At 73.9% G+C, this 25,337-nt stretch carries 18 protein-coding genes and 1 pseudogene; 7 read left to right on the top strand and 12 right to left on the bottom strand.

Annotation, left to right across the window (positions count from 1 at the left end):
• Window positions 1–179: 179 nt before the first annotated feature.
• The 8 genes and pseudogenes from JD77_RS12340 to JD77_RS12305 all read right to left on the bottom strand — a co-directional run.
• Window positions 180–2,726, bottom strand: a pseudogene (locus JD77_RS12340) (ATP-binding protein); the annotation flags it as partial.
• A 125-nt stretch (window positions 2,727–2,851) separates the two neighbouring features.
• Complete coding sequence (locus JD77_RS12335) at window positions 2,852–4,000, bottom strand: acyl-CoA dehydrogenase family protein (RefSeq protein ID WP_145774488.1); 1,149 nt, start codon at window positions 3,998–4,000, stop codon at window positions 2,852–2,854.
• A 119-nt stretch (window positions 4,001–4,119) separates the two neighbouring features.
• Window positions 4,120–5,652, bottom strand: a complete 1,533-nt coding sequence (locus JD77_RS12330) for an acyl-CoA carboxylase subunit beta (protein WP_145774486.1) — start codon at window positions 5,650–5,652, stop codon at window positions 4,120–4,122.
• 230 nt (window positions 5,653–5,882) lie between these two features.
• Entirely contained in the window at window positions 5,883–6,803 is a 921-nt protein-coding gene (locus JD77_RS12325; protein ID WP_145774484.1) for a hydroxymethylglutaryl-CoA lyase, read from the bottom strand.
• Window positions 6,804–7,051: 248 nt separating this feature from the next.
• The gene (locus JD77_RS12320; RefSeq protein ID WP_145774482.1) at window positions 7,052–8,419 is read right to left on the bottom strand and encodes an acetyl-CoA carboxylase biotin carboxylase subunit; all 1,368 of its coding nucleotides are present in this window, start codon (window positions 8,417–8,419) and stop codon (window positions 7,052–7,054) included.
• 134 nt (window positions 8,420–8,553) lie between these two features.
• Window positions 8,554–9,165: a TetR/AcrR family transcriptional regulator gene (locus JD77_RS12315; protein WP_145774475.1), complete on the bottom strand. Its 612-nt coding sequence runs from the start codon at window positions 9,163–9,165 to the stop codon at window positions 8,554–8,556.
• 68 nt (window positions 9,166–9,233) lie between these two features.
• A complete protein-coding gene (locus JD77_RS12310; protein WP_145774474.1) occupies window positions 9,234–12,083 on the bottom strand; it encodes a hypothetical protein in 2,850 nt (949 codons plus the stop codon).
• Window positions 12,080–13,876: an HSP90 family protein gene (locus JD77_RS12305; protein ID WP_145774472.1), complete on the bottom strand. Its 1,797-nt coding sequence runs from the start codon at window positions 13,874–13,876 to the stop codon at window positions 12,080–12,082. Before JD77_RS12305 ends, JD77_RS12310 begins: the two co-directional genes overlap by 4 nt.
• Window positions 13,877–14,006: 130 nt before the next feature.
• Here JD77_RS12305 and JD77_RS12300 point away from each other — a divergent pair, with 130 nt between their 5' ends.
• On the top strand, window positions 14,007–14,630 hold the full coding sequence (locus tag JD77_RS12300) for an MFS transporter (RefSeq protein ID WP_246140643.1): 624 nt from the start codon (window positions 14,007–14,009) through the stop codon (window positions 14,628–14,630).
• Between the two features lie 89 nt (window positions 14,631–14,719).
• Here the strand turns inward: JD77_RS12300 and JD77_RS12295 are convergent, their stop codons facing one another.
• The gene (locus tag JD77_RS12295) at window positions 14,720–16,042 is read right to left on the bottom strand and encodes an IS110 family RNA-guided transposase (RefSeq protein ID WP_145774470.1); all 1,323 of its coding nucleotides are present in this window, start codon (window positions 16,040–16,042) and stop codon (window positions 14,720–14,722) included.
• A gap of 228 nt (window positions 16,043–16,270) precedes the next feature.
• Here JD77_RS12295 and JD77_RS12290 point away from each other — a divergent pair, with 228 nt between their 5' ends.
• On the top strand, window positions 16,271–17,077 hold the full coding sequence (locus tag JD77_RS12290; RefSeq protein WP_281292099.1) for an MFS transporter: 807 nt from the start codon (window positions 16,271–16,273) through the stop codon (window positions 17,075–17,077).
• A gap of 1 nt (window position 17,078) precedes the next feature.
• Here the strand turns inward: JD77_RS12290 and JD77_RS12285 are convergent, their stop codons facing one another.
• Both JD77_RS12285 and JD77_RS12280 read right to left on the bottom strand, forming a co-directional pair.
• Window positions 17,079–17,981 (bottom strand): sulfurtransferase, encoded by a 903-nt coding sequence (locus JD77_RS12285; RefSeq protein WP_145774464.1) that lies wholly within the window; start codon window positions 17,979–17,981, stop codon window positions 17,079–17,081.
• A 37-nt stretch (window positions 17,982–18,018) separates the two neighbouring features.
• Complete coding sequence (locus JD77_RS12280) at window positions 18,019–18,786, bottom strand: SGNH/GDSL hydrolase family protein (protein ID WP_145774462.1); 768 nt, start codon at window positions 18,784–18,786, stop codon at window positions 18,019–18,021.
• Between the two features lie 393 nt (window positions 18,787–19,179).
• On the opposite strand from JD77_RS12280, the gene JD77_RS12275 reads away from it, so the two are divergent.
• The 5 genes from JD77_RS12275 to JD77_RS12250 all read left to right on the top strand — a co-directional run bounded on the left by JD77_RS12275 (window position 19,180) and on the right by JD77_RS12250 (window position 24,678).
• Window positions 19,180–20,682 carry a hypothetical protein gene (locus JD77_RS12275; protein ID WP_145774460.1) on the top strand — a complete coding sequence of 501 codons (1,503 nt, stop codon included), beginning with the start codon at window positions 19,180–19,182 and terminating at the stop codon, window positions 20,680–20,682.
• Window positions 20,683–21,209: 527 nt separating this feature from the next.
• Window positions 21,210–22,967, top strand: a complete 1,758-nt coding sequence (locus JD77_RS12265; RefSeq protein WP_145774455.1) for a proline--tRNA ligase — start codon at window positions 21,210–21,212, stop codon at window positions 22,965–22,967.
• Window positions 22,968–23,027: 60 nt separating this feature from the next.
• Window positions 23,028–23,453 carry a CBS domain-containing protein gene (locus JD77_RS12260; RefSeq protein ID WP_145774453.1) on the top strand — a complete coding sequence of 142 codons (426 nt, stop codon included), beginning with the start codon at window positions 23,028–23,030 and terminating at the stop codon, window positions 23,451–23,453.
• Window positions 23,454–23,557: 104 nt separating this feature from the next.
• Entirely contained in the window at window positions 23,558–23,989 is a 432-nt protein-coding gene (locus JD77_RS12255; RefSeq protein WP_145774451.1) for a SufE family protein, read from the top strand.
• A 53-nt stretch (window positions 23,990–24,042) separates the two neighbouring features.
• Window positions 24,043–24,678 carry a DsbA family oxidoreductase gene (locus JD77_RS12250; RefSeq protein WP_145774450.1) on the top strand — a complete coding sequence of 212 codons (636 nt, stop codon included), beginning with the start codon at window positions 24,043–24,045 and terminating at the stop codon, window positions 24,676–24,678.
• Between the two features lie 52 nt (window positions 24,679–24,730).
• On the opposite strand, the gene JD77_RS12245 is transcribed toward JD77_RS12250, so the two are convergent.
• A complete protein-coding gene (locus JD77_RS12245; RefSeq protein ID WP_145774448.1) occupies window positions 24,731–25,279 on the bottom strand; it encodes a YbaK/EbsC family protein in 549 nt (182 codons plus the stop codon).
• Window positions 25,280–25,337 lie beyond the last annotated feature (58 nt).

Genomic DNA, 25,337 nt, shown 5'->3' with positions numbered 1-25,337 from the left:
ACCTGCCCGTTCAGCCGGAGTTATCCGGGCGTAGCGGACGAACCGTCTCGCCCGCTGTGGTTACTGTGCTCTCAAGCGGGGGGGCACTGGGGGTGCCGGCGCGAGCGATGAGTGAGGGGTTTCGCCAGGGGGCTACTTCGCTCGCGCCACCCCCGCTTTCACCCCCCTGACGGGCCCACCCGGTTCTCGACGCCCGCCTCCGCCGCCGCGGCGAACCACTCCGCCGCCACCTCCCGGTCACCCCGGTGCAGGGCCACGTATGCCTCGATCAGCGCGCAGATCCCGTCCTCGGGGCGGACAGCGGTCGGTCGGCGCACCCCCGCGCGCCCGGGCAGGGCCTCCCCCTCCGAGTAGCAGCGCAGGTCGGCCAGCACCTGACCGGCCTCGTCCGGGCGTCCGTCCTGGGCCAGCGCCAGCCCGACCGTGCCGAGGACCCGGCGCCGGTGCCCCGGATCGCCCAGTTCCGCCAACGCGGAGGCCACCCGTCGTCCCTGCTTCACCGCGTCGGCGTACCGGCCCTCCAGCCGGGCCACCTCGGCCAGGTCGGCCCGGGCCAGCACCCGCAGTCGCCGTTCCCCGCACTGGGCGGCCAGCCGGTCCAGGGTGGCCAGGCGACGGCGGGCGGCCGGCAGGTCACCCCTCCGCAGCTCGTGCCGGGCGAGCTCGCGCTGCGCCACCGCCATGTCGCGTACCCGGCCGTGGCGGGTGGCCAGGGCGAGGACGCCGCTCGCCTGCTCCCGCGCCTCGTCGTGCGCGCCGGTGGCGGCCAACAGCGCGCAGAGCACCGTCCGCGCCTCCACCTCCCCACCGACGTCGCCGGCCCGGTGGAACGCCGCCCAGGCGGCCCGGGCCGCGGGCAGCTCCTGCTCCGCCGCGCCGTGCTCGACGGCCAGCCGGGCCGCGCCGAGCGCCGCCCACGCGCGCAGCACCGGCTCGACGTCCGCCGTACGTGGGTCGGCCAGCAGCCGGCCCAGCCACTGCCGCCCGACGACGTCCCGGCCCCGGTACCGCCACCAGCGCACCAGACCGGTGGCCAGCCGCAGCGCGGTGACCGGGTCGTCCACGGCGGCATGGGCCAGTGCCGCCCTGATGTCGCCGGTGGCCTCGTCGAGCCGGCGCAGCGCCGGGGCCGACTGGGGGCCGACCAGTTCGGCGGCCGTACGAGCCACCAGCCGGGCCACCACCTCGGCGTGCCGCCGGCGGACATTGGGCAGTTCCCCGGCGCCGGCGGCCTGCTCGGCGGCGAACTCCCGGACCGCGTCGAGCAGCCGGAACCGGAACGGGCCGGTCCCCCGGACGCTGAGCAGGCCGAGCTGGAGCAGCCGGTCCAGCAGCGGCACCGGATCGATCGGGACGGCGGGCTCGGGGGCGTCGGCGAGCAGTTCCTCGGCCAGCTCCACCGACCAGCGGTTGCGGAACGCCGAGAGCCGCCGCAGCGCCGCGCGCTCGTCGGGGCCGAGGAGCCGGTAGCTCGCCGCCACCGCGTCCCGCAGGGTGACCGCCCCGCCCCGGGCCGAACCCGTGCCGACGACCGACCCGCCCGGCACGACCCCGGCTGCGGGGTCACGCGGTCGGGGGAGGTGCGCGCCCACGGGCTCGGCCGCCGCCCAGCCCGACCCGGGCGCCGGGGCGGGCGGGGTGGCGAGGTCGAGCACCCGGTCGCCGTACCGGTCGAGCAGTTCGTTGAGGTCGAGAATGCGCCCCCGGGCGGCCATGAGCTCGATGGCCAGCGGCAGCCCGCCCAGCTGGCGGACCAATGCCGCGAGGGCGGGCAGCTCCGCGGGCTCCGGCGGCTCGCGCCGCACCTGGGCCAGCCGCGCGGCGAACAGCGCCACCGCCGGGTAGCCGGCGAGCGCCTCCGGCCCGGCGGGGTCCAGCTCCGGCGGCGGTACGTCCAGCGGCGTCACCGGCCAGACGCGCTCGCCGGACAGGCCGACGGGGTGCCGGCCGGTCACCAGCACCCGTAGCGTCGGAACGGCCCCGGCGAGCCAGTGCAGGGCCTCCGCCACCGGGTCCGGCGCCCGCTCCACCGCGTCGATCAGCAGCAGTGCCGGCCGTCCGGCGGGCCGGGCGGCGAGGTCGCCCGGGCGGGCCGCGCCGAAGACGGCCGCCACCGTGGAGAGCACGTCGGCGACGTCCGAGCCCTCCCCGACGAGCACCCCGGCGACGGCGGCCGGGGCCCGCTCGGCGACGGCGTGCGCCACGGTCAGAGCCAGCGCGGTCTTGCCTACCCCGGCCAGCCCGACCAGGCTGACCACCCCGGGGGCATGGTCGGCGGTGAGCAGTTCGACCAGTTCGGTCACGTCCCGCTCCCGGCCGATCAGCTCGACCGGGGGCGGGAGCGCGATCGGCGTACCGGCGGGGAGGGGGACGGGCGACGGCCCGCCGCCCGCGGAGGATCGCCGGGTCCACGACGGTGGCGCGGCGGGCCGGCCGCCGGGCGGTGCCGGGGCACCGGCCGGAGGGACGCCGCCGCGCGCGGCGGCGACGAACTCCGCGCGGGCCTGGCCGGCGAGGTCGAGGGCGCCGGCGAGCAGGTCGACGGTGGTCCGCTGGGGCCGCGCCGACCGGCCGCGCTCCAGGTCACGGACCGTCCGCACGCCGATGCCCGCCCGCGCCGCCAGCTCCGCCTGGGTGAGGCCGGCGACGCGGCGGTACGCGCGCAGCAGGTCCGACAATCCGGTACGACCGCCCGCAGCCGGCGGACGATCATGATCGGAAGCCATGGGCAGGAAGGGTACGGATCGGGTACGACGGTGGGCAGCCAAGCGTCGCCCTGCCGACGCCCCTCGGGGCGGATATCCGACAGCGGGTTGCGGCGAGAGCAGCCCCGTCCGTGCGGGGCCTCCGCTCACATGCCCAGGTCGCGCGCGATGATCATTCGCTGCACCTCGCTGGTGCCCTCGCCGATCTCCAGGATCTTGGAGTCCCGCCAGAACCGCGCCACCGGGTACTCGTTCATGAAGCCGTAGCCGCCGTGAATCTGGGTGGCCTCGCGGGCGTTGTCGACGGCCACCGTGCTGGCGTGCAGCTTGGCGATCGCGGCCTGGCGCTTGAACGGCTCGCCCGCGAGCATCCGGGCGGCGGCGTCGTAGTACGCGAGCCGGGCCGTGTGCGCCTTCATCTCCATGTCGGCGATCTTGAACTGGATCGCCTGGTAGTTGCCGATCGGCCGGCCGAACGCCTGGCGCTCCTTCGCGTACTTCACCGACTCGTCGACGCAGCCCTGCGCCAGGCCGACGGCCAGGGCGGCGATGGCGATCCGTCCCTCGTCGAGGATGCGCAGGAACTGGGCGAAGCCCCGGCCGCGCTCGCCGAGCAGGTTGGCGGCCGGCACCCGGCAGTCGTCGAAGGTCAGCTCGTGGGTGTCCGAGGCGGTCCAGCCGACCTTCGAGTACGCGGGCGCGACGGTGAAGCCGGGGGTGCCGGACGGCACGATGATCGTGGACAGCTCCTTGGCGCCGTCCGGGCGGGTGCCGGTGACGGCGGTGACCGTGACCAGCGCCGTGATGTCGGTGCCCGAGTTGGTGATGAACGCCTTCGAGCCGTTGATCACCCACTCGTCGGCGTCCAGGACCGCCCGCGTCTGGGTGCCACCCGCGTCGGAGCCGAAGCCCGGCTCGGTCAGCCCGAAGCCGGCCAGGGCCTCGCCGCTGACGAGCTTCGGCAGCCACCGCGCCTTCTGCTCGGCCGTGCCGAAACGGTGGATCGGCATCGCGCCGAGGGAGACCGCCGCCTCGAGGGTGATCGCCACGCTGGAGTCGACCCGGGCCAACTCCTCCAGGGCCAGGCAGAGCGCGAAATAGTCGCCGCCCATGCCGCCGTGCTCCTCTGGGAAGGGCAGGCCGAACAGGCCCATCTTGCCCATCTGCCGGACGATCTCGTACGGGAAGGTGTGCTTCTCGTAGTGCTCGGCGATGACCGGGGCGACCACCTCGCGGGCGAATTCCCGCACGCTCTCCCGCAGCGCCTCGTGCTCCTCGGTGAGCCGGAAGTCCATCGGTTCCTCCTGTACGGGTTCCTCCGCCGGGCGCTCGTGACGCCGCTTTGGTACGGCCTCTGTCGGGGTGGCGCGGGGTGCTGGCCGGGTCGGGTCGGGCGGGCGCGGTGGCGGCCCGGTCAGACCGGGGTGACGCCGTGCCGGCGCCGGGAGAAGTGGCGGTCCTTGGTGCGGGCGGCGGCGAACCGGCGGACCAGCTCGGCGCGCAGCTCGTGCGGCTCGACGATGGCGTCGACCACCAACTCGCTGGCGAGCCGGACGATGTCGATGTCGCGCTCGTACTCCTCGCGCTTCGCGGCCACGAAGGCGGCCCGCTCGGCCTCGTCGGCGATCGCCGCGATCTTGTTGGCGTAGACCGCGTTGACCGCCGCCTCCGCGCCCATCACGGCGATCTTCGCGGTCGGCAGCGCGATGGTGGCGTCCGGCTCGAAGCCCGGGCCGGCCATCGCGTACAGGCCCGCGCCGTACGCCTTGCGGACCACCACGCAGATCTTCGGCACCGTCGCCTCGGAGATCGCGGTGATCATCTTGGCCCCGTGCCGGATGATGCCCTGCTTCTCCACCGCGCTGCCGACCATGAACCCGGGCACGTCGGAGAGGAACAGCAGCGGCACGTTGAACGCGTCGCAGAGCTGCACGAAGCGTGTCGCCTTGTCGGCCGAGTCGACGAAGAGGACGCCGCCCTTGAACATCGAGTTGTTGCCGACCACGCCGACGACCTCGCCGTTCAGCCGGCCGAAGCCAATGGTCAGCTCCTTGGCCCAGAGCGCCTGGATCTCGAAGAAGGACCCCTCGTCGAGCAGGCCCTTGACGTACCGGCGCATGTCGAACGCCTGCCGCTCGCTGGCCGGCACCAGCGCGGCCAGGTCGGCCTTCTCGGGCGCTTCGACCGCGGGCGCCGTGGGCGGCTGCTGGGTCCAGTTCGCCGGCAGGTACGACAGGTAGCGCCGGACCACGTCCAGCGCCTCGGCCTCGGTCTTGCAGAGGAAGTGCCCGACGCCGGACTCGGCGGAGTGCACCTTGGCCCCGCCCATCGCCTCCAGGGTGGTCTTCTCGCCGGTGACCATCTCGACCATCCGGTCGGAGCCGAGATACATGCTGGCGTTGCCGTCCACCATGGCGACCACGTCGCAGAACGCCGGAATGTACGCCCCGCCGGCGGCGCTCGGCCCGAACAGCGCGCAGACCTGCGGAATCGAGCCGGAGGCGCGGACCTGGTTCCAGAAGATCTTCCCGGCGCCGCGCCGGCCGGGGAACAGCTCGACCTGGTCGGTGATCCGCGCGCCGGCCGAGTCGACCAGGTAGACCATCGGCACGCCCGCCGTGTACGCGCGCTCGATAATCCGGATGATCTTCTCGACCGTGCGGGCGCCCCAACTGCCGGCCTTGACCGTGGAGTCGTTGGCCATCAGGCAGACCGGGCGGCCGTCGATCGTGGCGGTGCCGGTGACGACGCCGTCGGCGGGCAGCCCCTCGGCGAGCGCGTTGGCGTACAGGCCGTCCTCGACGAACGAGCCCGCGTCGACCAGCAGCGCCACCCGCTCGCGGGCGAAGAGCTTGCCCTTGGCCGCGTTCGCCGCGTGGTACTTGTCCGCACCACCGGCCCGGGCCCGCTTGCGCAGCTGCTCCAGTGCCTCACCGTCGAGCGTCACGCCGACTCCCTCGCCGCCTGACCCGGCCGTACCGCCCCAGGAGCGGCACGGCAAGTGACCTGAACGATCGTTAGGCTAGCGCATGGGGACACCCCCCGGCGACCCACCGCACCCGCCCCGCCGGAACGCGTCGATCAAGAGGTTTGCGTCAGGCCCGGGCTGGAACCTGACGCGAACCTCTTGATCGGGTCGACGGGAAGCGGGCCGGCCGGCAGCGGGAGCCGGCGCGCCTACGCCGGCAGCACTGTCAGGCGGGTACGCGGGCCGGCGCGCAGGACGCCGGAGGGCAGCTTCTTGCCGACCAGTTCCTCGGCCAACTCGGCCGCCTCCACCAGCGCGTCGAGGTCGATGCCGGTGTCGATGCCCATGTCGTGCAGCATGTGCACCGCCTCCTCGGTGGCCAGGTTGCCGCTGGCGCCCGGGGCGTACGGGCAGCCGCCCAGACCGCCGACGCTGGCGTCGAACTCGGTGATTCCCAGCTCCAGGGCGGTGAGCAGGTTCGCCAGCGCGGTGCCCCGGGTGTTGTGGAAGTGCAGCAGTACCGGAATGTGCGCGTTGCGGTCGCGTACCGCCGTGATCAGCTCGCGGACCCGGCGCGGCGTGCCCATGCCCGTGGTGTCGCCGAACGCGACCCGGTCGGCGCCGTCGCGGACGACGCGGTCGACGATGCCCGCGACCCGCTGCGGGTCGACGTCGCCCTCGTACGGGCAGCCGAAGCTGGTCGCCACGATCACCTCGGCGCGTGCGCCCGCGCCGTGCAGCAGGTCGATCAGCTCGGCGATGTCGTCCAGCGACTCCGCCGTGGACCGGTTGACGTTGCGCCGGTTGTGCGTGCCGCTGGCCGACACCACCACCTCGATCTCGGTGAACCCGGCGGCGAGCGCCCGCTGCGCGCCCCGGGTGTTCGGCACCAGCGCCGAGTAGCGCACGCCGTCCGCCTTCGCCGCCCGCTGCCACACCTCGTCGGCGTCGGCCATCTGCGGGATCGCCTTCGGGTGCACGAACGAGACCGCCTCGATCCGCCGTACGCCCGTGCCGGAGAGCGCGTCGAGCAGCCGCACCTTGGCGTCGGTGGGAATCGGGTCCTCGTTCTGGAGCCCGTCGCGGGGCCCGACCTCGCGAATGGACACGTGGTCCGGCAGTTCCGTCATGGGGGTCACCTCACTGTGACGCAGACTGTGCTGGCTGATTACCCCCAGCCTCCCACCCGCCCCCGAGCGGGAACGAGCCCCACCCGCCCCCGAGCGGGGACGAGCCCCACCCGCCCCCCCGGTCGGGGACGAACCCACCCGCCCGCCGGGCGGGCAACGAGGGCGATCAAGAGGTTTGCGTCGTTCCGGGCGCGAACCCTGACGTAAACCTCTTGATCGCCGCAGCTTGGCGGGAGCCAGCGAAGGCGTCAGCGCATGCGGGAGACGATGCTCGTGTCGTAGTCGCCCGAGAGGAACTCCTCGTTGGTCAGCAGCTCGGCAAAGAACGGGAGGTTGTTCTTCGGGCCGGCGATCTCGAAGTGGGCCACCGCTGCCCTCGCCCGTTCGATCGCCTCCGCGCGGGTGGCGCCGGTGACGATCAGCTTGGCCATCAGGCTGTCGTAGAACGGGGTGACCGTGTTCCCCGCGACGTACCCGGAGTCGACCCGGACGCCCTCACCGGCCGGCTCGTTCCACGTCGTGACCGCGCCGGGGCCGGGCAGGAAGCGCTTCGGGTCCTCGGCGTTGATCCGCAGCTCGATGGCGTGCCCGCGCGGCGCGAGCGCGTCCGGGTCGAACCCGGGGGCGAGCCCGGCGGCCACCCGCAGCTGCTCCGCCACCAGGTCCACGCCGTAGACCAGCTCGGTCACCGGGTGCTCGACCTGCAAACGTGTGTTCATCTCCAGAAAGAAGAACTCCTCGGACGCACGGCCATCGCCATCGAAGTCCCGCTGGCGCGGGACCAACAGGCACTCCACCGTGCCCGCGTTGCGGTAGCCGACCGCCTCGCCGGCCCGCACCGCGGCGGCCAGGAAGCGCGCCCGCAGCTCCGGGGAGACCGCCGGGGACGGCGACTCCTCGACCAGCTTCTGGTTGCGCCGCTGCACCGAGCACTCGCGCTCGCCGAGGGCTGTCACCCGGCCGTCGGCCAGGCCCAGGATCTGCACCTCGACGTGGCGCACCCGGGGGAAGTACCGCTCGATCAGCACCGAGCCGTCGCCGAACATCCGCTCGGCGAAGGAACGCACCTTGTCGTACTCGGTGCGCAGGGCGGCCTCGTCGTTCGCCACGCCCATGCCCATGCCACCGCCGCCGGCCGCGGCCTTGACCATCACCGGGTAGCCGATCTCGGCCGCGGCGGCGACGGCCGCGTCCAGGTCGGCGGCCGGGTCGGTGGTCCCGGGCGCGACCGGCACGCCGGCCGCCGCCATCAGGTTCCGCGCGTTGATCTTGTCGCCCATGGCGCTGATCGCGTCCGCGCCGGGCCCCACCCAGATCAGCCCACTGGCCTCGACGGTACGGGCGAACTCGGCGTTCTCCGACAGGAAGCCGTACCCGGGGTGGACGGCCTGCGCACCGGTGGACTTGGCCGCGGCAAGAATCGCCTCGACGTTGCGGTAGCTCTGCGCCGGGTTGGCCGGGCCGACACACACCGCCTCGTCGGCCTCCGTCACGAACGGCAGGTCGGCGTCGGCCTCCGAGTACACCGCGATCGCACGGACACCGAGCCGCCTCGCGGTACGGATGATCCGGCGGGCGATCTCGCCCCGGTTGGCCACCAGCAGCGACTCGATCATGTTCTCCTCCAGCGTCCGGGGGTGGGGACGGATGTCAGCGTCCGGGGTGGGGACGGATGGCGGGCGACCGTGACCGCCTCGCTGCCCATGGGTCGGCAGCGGCAGGCACGGGCCCGGGTGGGGCATGTTCCGGCTCAGGCGCCCGTCTCGGCGAGCAGGGCGGCCAGCGTGGCGGCGCGCAGCAGCGCGGCCCGCCGCCGCCGGTCGACCTCACCGCCGAGGAACGGCGTCGAGTTCATCAGGCCGAACGCGGCGTGCGCCAGCACCCGCGCCTCCCCGTCGGGCAGGCCCGGATGCAGCGCGGTCAGGACGGTCACCCACTCCTCGACGTACAGCCGCTGGAGCCGGCGGATGCGGCGGCGCGGCTCGTCCGGCAGCCGGTCCAGCTCGTGCAGGTGCAGAGCGATCACCGCCGGGTTGGCCAGCGCGAAGTCGACGTGGAAATCGATCAACGACTCCAGGGTGCCGCGCGGGTCGTCCGGGTGGCCGGCGGAGCGCTCCCGGCCGCCCGCGAGCAGCTCCTCGCTGACCGGGATCAACGCGGCGGCCAGCATCGCCTCCTTGCCGGCGAAGTGGTGGTAGAGGGCGGGACCGGTCACACCGGCGGCGGCGCCGATGTCGTCCATCGAGACCCCGTGGTAGCCCCGCGCCGCGAAGAGACCGACCGCGATCTCCAGAATCTCGTCCCGTCGGGACCGTCGCCGCCCGCTGCCCGCCGCTCCCCGAGCCTGCTGTTCCACAGTCACGGGGCAAGCGTAGACCCGCGCCGGTCCGGCGTGGTCGCTCGGTTACCCGTCGGTCGCCGCGTGCCGGCTCAGCCCTCACCGGCCGTCAGGCCGTGCTCCTCGCGCACCGCCGCCGCCTCGTCGGGGCGGCCCATCTCGTCCAGCACCCCGGCCAGCAGCCAGGCAGCCCGGGCGGCCGGTCGGGAGCCCGGGGGCAGCCCGCCGAGCACCTCGCGCAGCAGGGGCTCCGCCTCGCCGAGCCGGCCCGCACGCGCCAGCAGCTCACCCGTCAGCAGCTCGACCCGCGCCGCCTCCCCGAACGCCTCGATCGACCGAAGCCGGGCCGGCACCCCGGCCAGCCTGTCCAGTGCCTCGTCGGGACGCCCGTCACCGGCCAGCACCCGGGCCGCGACCTCGGCCGCCAGTGCCACCTCGTACGTCACCACCGGCGGCTCCTCCGGCTGGCCGGTCAGCGCGGCGGCCAGCCCGTCCACCACGTCGATTGCGCGTACCGCCGCCGGAACGTCGCCGGCCCAGGACAGCGCGTCCGCCTCCCGGCGCCGGGCACGCAGCTCGTCGAGCGCCGCCCCGGCCAGCCGGTACGCGACCGCCGCCTCGGCGAACCGCTGCGCGGCCAGCGCGTCCCGGTCGGCGTCGTAGAGCAGGTCACCGGCCTCCTCCAGCACCTGCGCCCGGTGCGGCAGGTTGTCGGGGCCGTCGAGGTTGCGGGCCAGCTGCTCCAACAGGTCGAGCGCCGGATCCAGCTCGCCGAGGTCGACGTAGATCCCCGCCAGCAGGTGCCGGCACCGGTCCGCCTCGGCCTGCGCGCCGAGCCGGTCCAGCCCGAGCACCGCCTCCTCGGCCACCTCGGCGGCCTCGGCGGGCCGCCCGGCGACCCGGTACGCGTTCGCCAACTCCCAGCGCAGGAAGGCGTCCCCGTCGGCGCCCTGCTCGACGCAGAGGGTCACCGCCTCGACGAAGTCCTCCACCGCCTCGGCCGGCCGGTCGGCGGCGAGCAGCGCCCGGGCCCGGAACAACCGCACCGGCAGGCGGTTCTCCGCCGGGGCGTGCGGCAGCGCCTCGTCGCAGGCGGCCACCATCTCGGCCGGGTCGTCCACCGCCCGCGCGTACGCCAGCGCGGCGTCCACGATCAGCTCGCCGACGCCGAGCTCCCGGGCCAGCCGGCAGGCCCGCTCGGCCGCCGCCCGGAACTCCTCGGGCCGCTCCAGCTCCTCCAGGATGTGGGCCCGGTGCACCGCCACCCGGGCAGCCAGCCACGGGTCGACGTCCGCCTCGGTCGCCGCCCGGTCGACGGCGGCGAGCGCCTCCTCCCAGCGCCCGAGGTGCACCAGCGCCAGGGCGACCCGGTCGTGCGCGGCGGCCCGCTCCCTGGCGTCGCCGTGCCCGTCGAAGAAGTCGGCCGCACCCCGAACCAGTGACAGCCCCTCCTCGGGCTCCTCCCCGCCCATGCAGAGCAGCACCCCGAGCCGGCCCGCGACCACCTGCTCCCGGACCGGGTCCGGCAGCTCCCGGTACGCGGCCAGCGCCGCCCGGTTCGCCTGCCGCGCCGCCTCGGGGCCGTCGGCGTGGGTCAGCTCGCCCGCGCGCAGTTCCAGCCGGCGTACCGTCGTACGGGGCGACAGCTCGACCGCGCCGAACCGCTCGTCGTACGCGGCGAGGGCGGCGAGGAGCCCCTCCCGCCGATGGGTACGCAGGCACTCGTCGGCCAGGTCGAGCAGTTCCTCGGCGGTGGCGCCGGCCGGGACGGCCACCTCGACGGCCGGGGCGGCCGCCGGCACCCGGACGGGGCCACCCGGGCGGGCCGGCCGGCGCAGGCTGGCCGACAGCGGCAGGTGCTCCCCGGTGGGCCGGACGGCCAGCCGCCGCGCGATCCACCCGGACTGCTTCGTCGTGCCGTTGCGGGCGTCGAAGCGGGCCGCCAGCGCGGTCGCGGTGTCGGCCAGCTCGGCGGCGAGCACGTCGGCGGACACGTCGCCCGCCGGGCGGTCGCCGGAGGCGCGGCGGTGCAGCACGACGTCACCGGCCCCGGCCGCCCCGCGCAACGCGGCGGCGGCGGTGGCCGCGAAGTGCATCGCCGCGGCCGGGGTGGGCGCCCGGTCCAGCCAGTCCAGGTGCCGCTCGACGATCTCGACGGCCCGGGCCTCGTTGCCGGTCAGCGTGCAGAACTCGACGTGGTCGGCGATCTCCCACAGGTCCGAGAGGTTGCCGCGCAGCCGCCGGTACGCCTCCCGGTGCGCGTCCCGGGCGGCGTCGTGCCGGCCGGTGCGCAGGTACGGCACGAGCAGCCTGGTGAGCATCGCCTGCGGCTGCTCGGTGCAGCTCAGCCGGCCGGCGAGGACCGGCTCGGCCAGCGCCACCGCCTCCTCGTATCGGCCGAGAGAGCTGAGGTGGCCGACCTGGCTGCTGGGGTCGCAGCCGGCGCAGTCGGACAGCTCGTCGCGGGGAGTCGTCATCCACAGCCGGTACCACCGCTCGGCCGCCTCGGCGTCGCCGACGTGGTCCGCGACCCAGTACCGGTACTTGTACACGGCCTGGAGGCTGTGCCCCGAGTCCCGGTAGCGGCGCTCCATGTCGTCGAGCGCCGCGTACGTGCGGTCGAGGGGCAGCTCCGGGAACTTCAGCATCGCGTTGACCATGTACTTGAAGTGCCAGAGCAGTTGGTGGCTGTAGCGCCGGTGGTAGGGCTGCGGGTCGCGGTCGAACTCGGCCAGGCACCAGGAGAACGTGACGAAGGACTTGGCCGGCTCGCCGCCGTAGACGTAGGAGGTGGTGGCCTGCATCCGGGCGGCGAAGGCGAGGTGCCGGTCGTCGCCGGCGTCGGCCCGGCGCAGCAACTGCTCCACGGCGGCCGTCTGCCCTGCCCCGTACGGCATGGAGCTGGCCTCGTGCAGCATCCGCCACAGCTCGTCGTCGTTCATCGCCCGACCTCCCGTCCCGGCACGGCCCGGCCGAGCAGGCCGAGGAATGAACTGTTCAGCAGCGCGGCGTCCGCCGCGCGGATGGGATGGTGCCCGAGCAGCAGGGCCTGCCCGTACAGCGCCTCGACCGCGAGCGCGACCAGCTCCGGGTCGTCCAGCGTGGTGACCCGGCGCACCAGCGGGTTGCGGTGGTTGAGCACCAGCTGCGGCCGGTCCGGCGGGGCGGACGCGGCCAGGGCGTCGAGCACCCCGCCCCACAGCTCGTCGGCCCGGTCCCGGCTCGCGGCGAGCTGGTCGTGGAACGCCGCCGACCGGCTGACCAGATAGAGCGCGGGCAGCGAGACCGGATCGTACGCCCGGACCACCACCTCGCAGCCCAGCCGTTCCAGGGCCCGCTGCGCCCCGGCGAGGAACGGCCGCAGGGCCAGCTCGACCTGCGGATCCAGGCCGTCGAAGCGGGTGGTGAGGTCGCTCGGCTCCAGCCGTTCGATCAGCACCGACCGGTCCACGCTGGGCAGCCGCTCGATCAGCTCCGCGTCGTACGTGTAGCCGGCGTTGACCACGGCCAGGTCCTGCGCGGCGGCGACGGCCGCGAGCTGGCGGAACTCGTCCAGGCTGGCGGCGTACCGGAGCACGCCGTGCCGCTGCCGGAACTCGGCGAGCGTGAGTGTGCCGACGTTGGTGTCCATCGGCCACCACTGGTCGACCAGGCGGAGCATCTCGTCGTCGTGCAGGGCGAGGGCCTTGACGCCGAGGTGGTGCACCTGGAGGAACTCGGCCAGCCGGCGCGGGTCGTGCCGGGCCAGCCGGACCAGCCAGCCGCGCACCTGCTCGCCGAGCGCGTTCCGGGTGGCCGCGAGCAGCGTGTCCTCGTAGAGCGCCTCGCGGCTGGCGGTGGGCCGCAGCTCGGTGGCGTCCACGACGCAGTGGGCGAAGAACGCCCAGTCGGGCAGCAGTCCGTCGGCGTGCTCGGTGAGCAGCATCCGCTTGAGGTGGACCCGGTGGCCGGCGCGGGCCGCCGGGTTCACCGGGGTCGGCAGGATGAAGGCGGCCCCGGTCAGCCCCGCCTCGGGCACGGACAGCGGCACCACGTCGAACGGGTCGACGCCGAGGACCTGGCGGGCGTACCGGATCAGGGCCGGGCGGTCGACGGGCGCGCCCGGGGTGGTCGGCCACGGTGGCTCGCCGGTCGTGGTCACCACGTCGCCCACCCGGACGGTCACCGGCAGCAGCGAGCCGTAGAGCCGGGCCAACTCGGTGACGGTCGGGGTGGCGAACCACTGGTCGGCGTCGCGGCGCGGCGCGAGGATCACAGTCGTGCCCGGCTCCGGCCGCTGCTCGCCGGCCGGGGCGAGGGCCACCGAGTACCGGCCGTCGGAGTGGCCCGTCCAGAGGACGGTGGGCTGGTCGGCGTGCCGGGTCACCACCCGGATCTCCTCGGCGACCAGGAAGCAGGAGAGCAGCCCGATGCCGAACTGGCCGAGGAACTCGTGCCGGGAGAAGCCCAGCTCGTCCCGCTTCGAGCTGCGCCCGATCGTGGCCAGCAGCTCGTGCACCTGCGCCTCGGTGAGCCCGATGCCGGTGTCATGCACCCGCAGCGTGCCGTCGCCGGTCAGCTCCGGCGGCTCGATCCGGACCAGCGCCGGGGCGTCCGGCTCGGTGGCGCGGCGCGCGGTGATCGCGTCCAGCGCGTTCTGCATCAGCTCGCGGACGTAGACCCGCGGGCTGCCGTAAAGATGATGACTGAGCAGGTCGACCACGCCGCGGAGGTCGACCTGGAAGGTGCGGTCCAACGCTGTCTGCTCCCCGGTCCGATGCCGGCGCTCACCGTACCGGTGAGCACCGACGCTCGGCTGCCCCGATTTTGCCGGGCGGCCCGTTCCGCTTGGCCCTCGACCTGGTCGAGGCCCAAGGGTGCCGGGCATGACGCCTCCTGCCCCGACCCGCGCCCCCGCCGAGGGCTCCCGCTCGGACCGGCTCGGCCGCGACTACCGGTTGCTCTGGTCCGCCGCCGTCGCCTCCCGGTTCGGCGACAGCCTGCGTACGCCCGCGCTGGCGCTGCTGGCCGCGACCCTGACCCGCGACCCCCGCGCGGTGGTCGTGGTGACCATCGCGGCGCAGCTCCCGCCGATGCTGTTCGGCCTGCTCGGCGGCGTGTACGCGGACCGCTGGGACCGGCGGCGGACGATGGCCGCCGTGGACGGGTTGCGGGCCGCCGTGGTGGCCGCGCTGGCCGTCCTCGTCGCGACCGGTCGGGCGGGGGCGGGGATGCTGGCGCTGGCCGCGTTCCTGCTGGCCGCGCTCGGCACGCTGTTCGACGCGGCGAGCTTCGCCGTGCCTGCCCTCGGTGGTGCGTCCGGACCGACTCGCCGCCGCCAACGGCCGCCTCCAGGCCGGTACGGCGGTCGCGGGTGGCCTGCTGGGCGCCCCGGTGGCGGGGCTCCTCTTCACGGCCGCCCCGCCCCTCCCCTTCGCCCTGGACGCGCTGACCTTCGCCACCGCCGCCCTCCTCGCCCTCACCCTCACCGGAGCCGCCCCGCGATCTGACCGGTAAATGACCTGTACCACGACGGGTTTTGGGCGCGGTGGGCTGGCCCGGTGTTGATGGCCAGCCCGGGCGGGGTGGGGGTGTGGGGTCAGGTTGTCGGTTGCAGGGTGACGGTGTGGCCGAGGGCTTCGAGTTGCCGGACCAGGCTGTTGATCTTCCGGGTGGTGTTGATACGGCGTTCGTGGAAGTCGGCGCCGAGATCGTGGTAACGGGCGGTTGGGTCGTTGAGCAGGTGCCAGATGATCACGAGGATGGAGCGGGCGACGGCGACCTTGGCCTTGCCTCTGCCTCGACGTGTGACCAGACGCCGGTAGCGTTCGGACAGGAACGTTCCCTTGCCGCGGGCGACGGTGGCTGCGGCCATACCGAGGGCGCCTTTGAGGTACGGATTGCCTTTGCCTGTCTTGCCCGCGGTGAGGCTGGTACCGGACTGGATGGTGCGCGGACACAGCTTCGCCCAGGACACCAGGTGCGCCGCGGTGGGGAACCGTGTCATGTCCAGACCGATCTCGGCGATGATCAGTTGCGCGGACTCGGTGCTGATGCCCGGGATCTCGGCCAGGCGCCGCCGGGCGTCTGGCGCCGGGGTGTCGCCGTCGCCGCCGCCCGGCTGGGACGGTGGGTCGATGTCGTCGAGTATCTGCCCGATCCGTGTGGTGAGTTTCGCGATCTCGGTGTCGAGGCGGTCGATCTGGTCGAGCAGGATCCGGGCCAACTCGCCGTGATGGTCGTCGAAGCGGCCGGTGAGTGCCTCGATGAGGGCGTTGCGTTTGCGGCGCAGCGCTCCGTGGGCCAGCGAGGCGAGGGTCGCCGGATCACGTTGACCGGCGATCAACGCCTCAACCATGTCCCGCGTCGACACCGTCCGCAGGGTGGAGGCCACCGACGACACCTTGATCAGGGCGTCTTCAAGCAGTTTCTCCAACCTCGACCAGTAGCGGGTCCGGTCCCGGACCAGATCCACCCGCATCCGGGTGTAGTCACGCAACACCCGCACCGGAGCCGCAGGCACGAACGAGGGCCGCAACAGGCCCTTCTCGGTGAGCTTGGCCAACCACACCGCGTCCAGCTTGTCGGTCTTCGGCCGCCCGGGCACGTTCTTGACGTCACGGGCGTTGACCAACTGCACGTCCAACCCGGCTGCCTCGAACAGGTAGAACCAGATCCGCCAGTAGTCCGACGTGCTTTCCACGGTGACCCTCTCCACCCCCGCCGCCACCAGATCGGCGGCAAGGTCACTGACCGCGTTCGTGGTCGCCGTCACCTGCCACACCCGGCTCACCCGCCGCCCACCCGCGGCGGGTAGCCGGGTACACACCATCCCCGACTCCTTGGCCACATCGACCGCACACACCCGCTCCCAGACCTTCTCGCTGTCAGCGTCCGGGATCTCTTCGGGTAACCCGCGCATCCGCCCGCGTCCCTCCTCACCGTGATCGACCAGTGGGTAGGTCGCCCGGGGGCCTCGGTCGGGAACCGAAAATCTGACCGGCGTGCTCGAAGCAACAGTGCGTGACCCACAAGAGTCCGGGCCCCGGCGCCAGACTTGCAGACGGCCTCAACTAGACCAAGATCGATCGGCGTCGGCGGGCGACCTGTCCACCATTTTCACGCCTGCGAGGCGTCCCGAAAAGACCGGGTGACTTGCACTTGCTGCCCCGACACATCCATACAAATAGGACAAGACGGGGGCCGAAAGTGCAAGATCGCGGAGCGGTGGGGGGCGGTGTGGCGGGAGGCCTGGGTGGGGGTCGTCTGGGTGGGGCGGGATCGGGTGGTGGGGCGGGCTACCGGGGTGGGCGCCATCACCAATCTGGCGATCAGCGGCCTGATGGCGGTGCTGGTGCTCTACGCCCTGGACGTGCTCCACGTGCCCGAGCGGGCGTACGGGGTGTTCCTGGCCGGGGTGGTGCTCGGCGGGTTGGCCGGCGCGCTCGGGGCCGGCCGCCTCGCGGCCCGGTACGGCACGCTGCCCGTGCTACGCCTGGTCCTCGCCGGGCAGACGCTGGCGCTGGTCGGGTTCGCCCTGTCCCGGCACCCGGTGCCGGGCGGGCTCGCGCTCGCCGGCCTCGCCGCCGGCACGTCCGTCTGGAACAGCCTCTCGGCGTCGTACGGGCAGCGGCACGTGCCGCCCGCGCTGCTCGGCCGGGTCGGCGCGGCGCAGCGCGTGGCGGGGCTGCTGACCGCGCCGGTCGGCGCGGCACTGGCCGGGCTCGCCGGCCGCGCGTACGGGGTGGCACCGGTCGGCTGGGCCGCCGCGGCGACGTTCGCCCTGGCCACGGTCGTCGGCTGGCGCGCCCTCCGCCCCGCCGGTGACGCCCCCGCCGATGTCCCCGCCGCCGATGTCCCCGCCGCTGATGTCGCCGCCGCCGATGTCCCCGCCGCTGATGTCGCCACCGCTGATGTCGCTGCCGCCGAACCGGCGGCCCGGGTCGGCAGCGGCTGAGTCAGCCGGCGAGGCCGCCCGGCTGGTCGCCCCGCACCACGGGGGCCCGGACCAGGTTGCCCCACTCGGTCCACGAGCCGTCGTAGTTGCGCACCTGCGGCCAGCCGAGCAGGTGGCGCAGCACGAACCAGGTGTGGCTGGACCGCTCGCCGATCCGGCAGTACGCGATCACGTCGTCGTGCGGGCTCAGCCCGAGTTGGTCGGCGTAGATGCCGCGCAGCTCGTCCGGCGACCTGAAGGTGCCGTCGTCGTTGGCCGCGGACTTCCACGGCTTGTTCACCGCGCCCGGAATGTGCCCGCCGCGCAGCGCCCCCTCCTGCGGGTAGTCCGGCATGTGCAGCATCTCGCCCGTGTACTCGCCCGGCGACCGGACGTCGACCAGCGGCCGGCCGGCGGCGACGTGCGTCATCACCTGCTCCCGGTACGCCCGGATCGGCGCGTCGTCGCGCACCGGCACCGGGTACTGCGCGCGGGGCCGGGCCACCCGCTCGCGGGTCAGCCCCCGCCCCTCGGCCACCCACTTCTGCCGGCCGCCGTCGAGCAGCCGCACGTCCGGGTGCCCGAACAGGGAGAAGACCCAGAGGGCGTACGCGGCCCACCAATTGAAGTTGTCGCCGTAGAAGACGACGGTGTCGTCGCGGCCGATGCCCTTGGCGGCGCACAACTCGGCGAAGGCGGGACCGTCCAGGTAGTCGCGGGTGACCTGGTCGTTCAGCTCCGTGTGCCAGTCGACCTTGACGGCGCCCGGGATGTGCCCGGTGTCGTAGAGCAGCACGTCCTCGTCGGACTCGACGACGACGAGTCCCTCGTCGCCCAGGTGCTCGGCGAGCCATTCGGTGGTGACCAGCCGCTGGGGGTCGGCGTACGACTGGAGGCGGGGGTCGGGATCACTCGGCACAGCCATGATCCCCAAGGTACGCCGGATCGCGCCGCGGGACCGGTCAGTCGCCGATCGGGGTCAGCGACGGGCGCTTCGCGGTGATGGTGTCGCCCGATGAGCGGCCGGTCAGCCGGCGCTTGACCCACGGCATCAGGTGCTGCCCCGCCCAGCGCAGGTCCGCGGCGCGGGCGGCCAGCCAGGGCGTCGGGGCCGGGTACGGCGGGACCATCAGCCACTCCTCGTCGCAGCCGACCCCGAGCGCGGCGAGCACCTGCCCGGCGACCCGCCGGTGCCCGGCCGGCGAGAGGTGCAGCCGGTCCGTGCTCCACAGCATCGGGTTCAGGTACGTGTCGTCGGCGTACAGGTCGACGAGGATCGCCCCGTGCCGCTCGGCGGTCTCCCCGACCGCCTTGTTGAGCAGCGCGATCCGGGGGGCGACGAGGCGCTGGCCGGGCAGCCGGGCCATCAGGTCGGCGAACCGGAACAGCACCAGGTCGGCGCCGGTGGAGCGCAGTTCACCGACGACGTCGTCGAAGCGGGCCACCAGGGCGTTCGGGTCGAACGTACGGCGCAGCACGTCGTTGCCGCCCGCCGCGAAGCTGATCAGGTCGGGCTTCATCGCCACGGCGGCCGGCACCTGCTCGGCGACGACGTTGGGGAAGAGGCGACCCCGGATGGCCAGGTTCGCGTACCGGAAGTCGGGGCCGGCCTCGGCGGCCAGCCGGGTGGCGACCAGGTCCGCCCAGCCGCGGTAGGTGCCGTCCGGGTACGCGTCGTCCATGCCCTCGGTGAAGCTGTCGCCCACCGCCACGAAGCTGCGCCAGCGCACTGCGTCCCTCCCGCGTCCTCGGATCGCCCCGCGGCGCCCAGTCTGGCACCGACGGGCGCGGCCAGGGGTACCGGCCCGAGGGGACGTGTCCGATGTCCCAGGCCGGAGCGGCGACGCCGTTCGGGAGGAATTCTTGCGGATCACGGCCGGAGGGGCGGTCACCGGCCGGCGACCGCCCACGGTCACCAGCGAACGCCGATCGTGGGCGGGACGGGGCAGAAGGGCCGCGGGTCGCTGGCAATAATGTCGCCGATCCCGTCCGGGTGTGGTCACGCGTCGACGCTCGCGTGTGCGCGCTTCCCGGTCCGACGAACAGCAGCGAGGATCCGACATGACCGAGGGACCACCCTCCGCGCCTGTCCCGCCCCCGCCGGGTCCCCCGGTGCCGGGAGCGTGGGGCCGCCCGCCCCGCCCGGGTCGTACCGACCGCCGGCGCCGTACCCGCCGCCGGCCCAGTTCGGCCCCGCCGGGCCGTACGCGCCGCCGCCTCCGGCCCAGTTCGGCCCCGCCGGGCCGTACGCGCCGCCGCCTCCGGCCAAGCGGTCGAGGCGCTGGCTCTGGATCTCGCTCACGGCCGTGCTGGTGGTCCTGGCGCTCTGCGCCGGGTCGGCGTTCGCGCTGAAGACCTACGTCGACCGGCAGACCGCCACGTCGGCGGCGCTGGACGAGGGGGACGACCCGATCCGGCCCGCCGAGATCGAGGCCCTGCTCGCCGAGCACACCCGGGCGCTCAAGGACCGGGACCTGAAGGCGTTCCTGGCCCCGTTCGACCCGGCCGACAAGAAGCTGGTCGCCCAGCAGACCACCCTGTTCCGGAACCTGAGCGACGTCCCGCTGGCCGAGGCCGGGTTCGTGCGGTTGCGGACGGGCGAGTTCACGCCGGTCGGCGCGGGGCACAGCGTCGAACTGACGGTGTCGTTCAACCACCGGTTCGAGTACGACCGCGCGCCGGTCGGGGAGATGTACACCTGGACCGTCGTCCGCCCCCACAAGGGCGCCCCGCTGAAGATCACCGAGGCCGGCCACATCCCGCAGGGCTTCAGGCAGACCGAGCTGAGCTACTACCCGGCGCCCTGGGACAAATGGCAGAAACTCCACGTGGAGAAGACGCCGCACACGGTGCTGATCGTCGACGCGTCGCTGCGGGCGGAGGCCCAGCGGTACGCGCCGGTGGCCGAGCGGGCCGCCGCGCAGACCCTCGCCGCCGTACGGGACGGCGGGGTGACCGCCGAGTTCCCCCAGGGCTTCGTCATCAGCCTGGTGAAGGGTGAGAAGGAGTTGGCCGCGCTCTACCAGACGAGGAAGGAGCCGGCGACCGGCGAGTCCGGGCTGGCCCTCGGCTTCCCGCCGGCGTCAGCGGTCGACGACGACCAGGGCCCGGACGTCGGGGGCAGCCGCGTGCTGATCGACGTCACGGACCGGTCCTTCTTCGGCGCGGGCGCGCAGGAGTCGCCGTCCGTGCTGTTCCGGCACGAGCTGGCCCACGCGATCATGAACAACTTCGCCGACCACGGGCCGCGGGCGACCGCCCTGGACCGCCGCGAACACTGGGTGGTCGAGGGGTTCGCCGAGTACCTGGGCTACGGGCAGCAGCCCTTCACCGCGAGCGACCGCGCGGCCTCCGGCAAGGAGGTGCTGCGCTCCCTCAACTACGACCTGCCCCTGCCGAGCAACGGCGGGTGGAACATGGCGGGGCGCGGGAGCTACCACTACTGGCTGGCCCACTCGACGATGAGCTACGTCGCCGAGCGGTACGGCGAGCAGAAGGTCTTCCAGTTGGTCATCGAGCACTACCGGGGCAAGACCGTCGAGGACGTCACGCGGGAGGTTCTCGGCGTGTCGTACGGCGACTTCGCCAAGCAGTGGGCCGCATACGTGAAGGCCGAGGCGCGCTGAGGTCGGGCGACGCCGAGCACGGAAAGGGGCGGTCATCGGTCGGCCGCCCCTTCTCCGGTACGGGCCCAGGCGACGAAACGGTCGAACAGCTCTCGCGGTGTCGGGCCGTCGTACGAACAACCCGAGAAGACCGCGTTCGACTTCGAGCAGTACATGCGCCGAGTGTGGCAACGCCCACCCGCACTGGCACCTCGCACCCCTACCGCCGGGGGTGCCCTACCACCAGCGGCAGTTCCATGCCGTGATGGCTGAGAACGGCGTCCTGGGTGTCGACGACGACAGCCAGGCAGCCCTCGCCCGGGACATCCGGAACCACATCCACCTCTGAACACCACCTACTTCGCTGCGAGATCCGCGTGACCGGAGATTGATCCACTCCATGTCGGCGACGTGGCGGCATCCCCGCCCACGGACAGCGCAATGTCGGCGACGTGGCGGCATCCCCGCCCGCCGCCATGGCCCACGACCGGGCCCACGCGCCCGGAATTGGATCGCCCGGCCGGCGGCACCGGTCGTACGCTGCGGCAATGCTCCTGCGCATGTCGACTCTGCTGCTCCGGACCCTGCGCGAGGACCCGGCCGACGCGGAGGTGCCGAGCCACCGGCTCCTGCTCCGCGCCGGCTACGTCCGCCGCGCCGCACCGGGCGGCTACACCTGGCTGCCGCTGGGCAAGCTGGTGCTGGATCGGATCACCGAGATCGTCCGGGCGGAGCTGGCGGCGATCGGCGACCAGGAGGTGCACTTCCCGGCGCTGCTGCCGGCCGAGCCCTATCGGACCAGCGGCCGGTGGACCGAGTACGGCGACGACATCTTCACCCTGGCCGACCGCAAGGGCGCCGAGCACCTGCTCGCCCCGACCCACGAGGAGATGGCCGCACTGCTGGTGAAGGACCTGTTCAGCTCGTACCGGGACTTCCCGGTGACGCTGTTCCAGATCCAGACGAAGTTCCGGGACGAGGCGCGGCCCCGGGCCGGCCTGCTGCGCGGGCGCGAGTTCCTGATGAAGGACGCGTACTCGTTCGACCTGGACGACGCGGGGCTCCAGGCCGCGTACGACCGGCACCGGGAGGCGTACCAGCGGGTCTTCGACCGGCTCGGGCTGGACTACACGGTGGTGCGCGCGATGTCCGGGGCGATGGGCGGCTCGGCGTCGGAGGAGTTCCTGGCCGCCACGCCGGTCGGCGAGGACACGTTCGTCGGCTGCACCGCCTGCGCGTACGCGGCGAACACGGAGGCCGTCGTGACCTGCGCCCCGGCCGCCGGGGACCCGGACGCCCACCCGTCGGCGCAGGTGCACGACACCCCGGAGACGCCGACCATCGCCTCGCTGGTCGAGCTGGCCAACGCGCGCGAGCTGGGCGGCCGGACGGACTGGACCGCCGCCGACACGCTCAAGAACGTGGTACTGACCGTCCGCCGCCCCGGCGCGGAGGCGGCGGAGCTGCTGGTGATCGGCCTGCCCGGGGACCGGGAGGTGGACCTGAAGCGGGTCGGGGCGGCCCTGCACCCGGCCACCGTGGCCGTCTTCGAGGACTGGGCGGGGCAGCCCGAGCTGGTCCGCGGCTACATCGGACCGCAGATCCTCGGCAAGCTCGGCGTCCGGTACCTGGTCGATCCGCGGGTGGTGACGGGCACCGCCTGGCTGACCGGGGCGAACGAGCCCGGCCGCCACGCGGTCGACGTGGTCTGCGGGCGGGACTTCGTCCCGGACGGCACGATCGAGGCGGCCGAGGTGCGCCCGGGTGACCCGTGCCCGGCCTGCGACACCGGCGAGCTGACCATGCGCCGGGGCATCGAGGTGGGGCACATCTTCCAACTCGGCCGGCGGTTCACCGACGCGTTCGCCGTCGACGTGCTCGGCCCGGAGGGCAAGCCGGTCCGGCCGACCATGGGCTGCTACGGCATCGGGATCTCGCGGGCCGTGGCGGCGGTGGCCGCGCAGCACCACGACGACCGGGGACTGGTCTGGCCGGCGGCGGTCGCGCCGTGCGACGTACACGTGGTGGCGGCCGGGAAGGGGCCGCAGCTCGACGCGGCGCTGGACCTCGGCGGGCGCCTCGCGGGCGCCGGCCTGCGGGTGCTGGTCGACGACCGCACGCACGTCTCGGCGGGGGTGAAGTTCACCGACGCGGAGCTGATCGGCATCCCACGCGCCGTCGTGGTCGGCCGCCGTCTCGCCGACGGGTACGTCGAGGTGCGCGACCGGGCCACCGGCGAGCGGGCCGAGGTGCCGGTGGACGGGCTGGTCGGCCGACTGCTGTCCCGACCCGGAAACCTGGTGTAGCGACGGTGTCACTGGGTACGGGTCCCTGAATCGGCGCAGGCGCATACGCGGAGGGCTCTCATGACCGGTTACCGGGTCAGCGACGTGATGACGAAGCAGGTGGTGTACCTGCCGGCGGAGACCACCCTGGACGAGGCGGCCAGGGTGATGAGGGAGTCGGACATCGGCGACGTGGTGGTCACCGACGGCGCCAGCCTCGCCGGCATGCTGACCGACCGTGACATCGTGGTCCGGGCGGTGGCCGAGCGCAGCGACCCGGCCGTCACCACCATCGGGTCGATCGTCACCCGGGAGGTGGTGATGATCGAGCAGCACTCGACCGCCGGGGAGGCCGCGGCGCTGATGCGCGAGCGGGGCATCCGCCGGGTCCTGGTCTGCGACGCCGAGCGCAAGCTCGTCGGGATCGTCTCCCTCGGCGACCTGGCGATGCGGCTGGACCCCGAGTCGGCGCTCAGCGACATCAGCGAGAAGTCTCCGACCAGCTGAACCTCGCTGCCCCCGCCGCGACGCCTCGCGCGGGCCGCCGCCTCGCCCATCTCCCGCAGCGGCGGCGGAGGGGGCAGCAGCCCGGGCAGCGGTAGCCTGACGGCATGTCGGAGATGCCCAGCAAGCTGGCCGAGATCGTCGACGAGTTCGCCGCCGCGCCCCGCGACGTGGTGCTGGAGATGCTGCTGGAGTTCTCCGACGTCATCCCGCCGCTGCCGCCGGAGCTGGCCGGCCGGGAGGGCATGGAGCAGGTCGTCGAGTGTCAGACCCCGTTCTTCCTGCGCGCCCAGGTGACCCCCGACGGGACGGTGACCACCTGGTTCGACTGCCCCCCGGAGGCGCCGACCACCCGCGCGTTCGCCGGCATCCTCGCCGAGGGGCTGGCGGGGGCGAACGCCGAGCAGGTGCTCGCCGTGCCGGACGACCTCTACCAGCGGATGGGGCTCGCCCAGGCGATCAGCCCGCTGCGGATCCGGGGCGGCAGCGCGATCCTCGCCCGCCTCAAGCGCCAGGTCCGCGAGCAGGCGGCCGGCTGAGACTCGCGCCCCGGGCGGGAACAGAACCGCTGGCCGGGAGGTTGTGGCGGGTCATGGAGATCGAGATCTACGCCGACGTGGTCTGCCCCTGGTGCTACATCGGCAAGCGCCGGCTGGAGCAGGCCCTGGCGTCGTACGACGGCGAGGCGAGCGTCCGGTACCGCCCGTTCCAGCTCGACCCGTCGCCGGTGCCGGCGCCCCGGCCGTTGGTCGAGGGGATGGCCGCGAAGTTCGGCGGCCGGGAGCGGGCCGAGCAGATGTTCGCCCACGTGACCCGGGTCGCCGCGGACGCCGGGCTGCGGCTGCACTTCGACCGTGCGGTGATGGCCAACACGTTCGACGCCCACCGGCTCGTCCGGTACGCCACCGAGCGGGGCCGCGCCGCGGAGACCGTGGACGCCCTGTACCGGGCGCACTTCACCGACGGGGTGGACGTGGGGTCGCGCGAGGCGCTGGCCCGGATCGCCGCCGACGTCGGCCTCGACGAGACGGAGGCGCGCTCCTACCTCGACTCGGAGCGGGGGGCACCGGAATTGGCCGCCGAGTTGGCCGCCGCCCGGAACTTCGGCGTGACCAGCGTTCCGACGTTCGTGCTGGCCGGAAAGTACGCGGTCACGGGCGCGCAGGAGCCGGAGACGCTGCTCGCCGCACTGGCCGAGGTCGAGCGCCTGGAGTCGACGGCACCCTGATCACCGCCGGGCGCGATGTTTCACGTGCAACGGTATCGATAATGGTGAAGGTCTAGGCCGGCCTGGCCAGCCCCTCCACCACGCGGGCGCCGGGAAGAGCGCCGAGCGCCGGGCCGGGCAGGGTGATCTTGCTGTGCCGTACGCCGGAGCCGACGATCACGTACGGGGTGGCGATCACCCGCGCGTCGACCAGGATCGGCCAGTCCTCCGGCAGCCCGATCGGCGTGATCCCGCCGTACTCCATGCCGGTCAACTCGACCGCGTCGGCCATCGGGGCGAAGCTCGCCTTGCGGACGTCCAACGTCCGGCGGGCCACCCCGTTCACGTCGGCCCGCGTGGTGGCGAGCACGACGCAGGCCGCGTACCGGATCTCGCCCTCCCGCCTGCCGGCGACCACCACGCAGTTCGCCGACACGTCGAGCCCCACGTCGTACGCGGCGCAGAACGCGGCGGTGTCGGCCAGCTCCGCGTCGATCGGCGCGACGAGCACGTCGTCGACGTCCACGGGCGCGTCGGCGGGCCACCGCCCGATCGCGGCGGCGACCGGGGGCGCCAGCAGGTCGGGTCGGGTCCGGGCGGGCTCGGTCTTCAGCGTCCCCATCACGGGTGCGATCCTCGCACCCGCGCAGGTAGGCCACCGGCCCGAGCCCCCCGGGTGT

This window comes from Micromonospora olivasterospora, from assembly GCF_007830265.1.
Classification (GTDB): domain Bacteria; phylum Actinomycetota; class Actinomycetes; order Mycobacteriales; family Micromonosporaceae; genus Micromonospora; species Micromonospora olivasterospora.
Note: the sequence above shows the minus strand (reverse complement) of the source record. Positions and strands in the feature narration are given on the sequence as shown.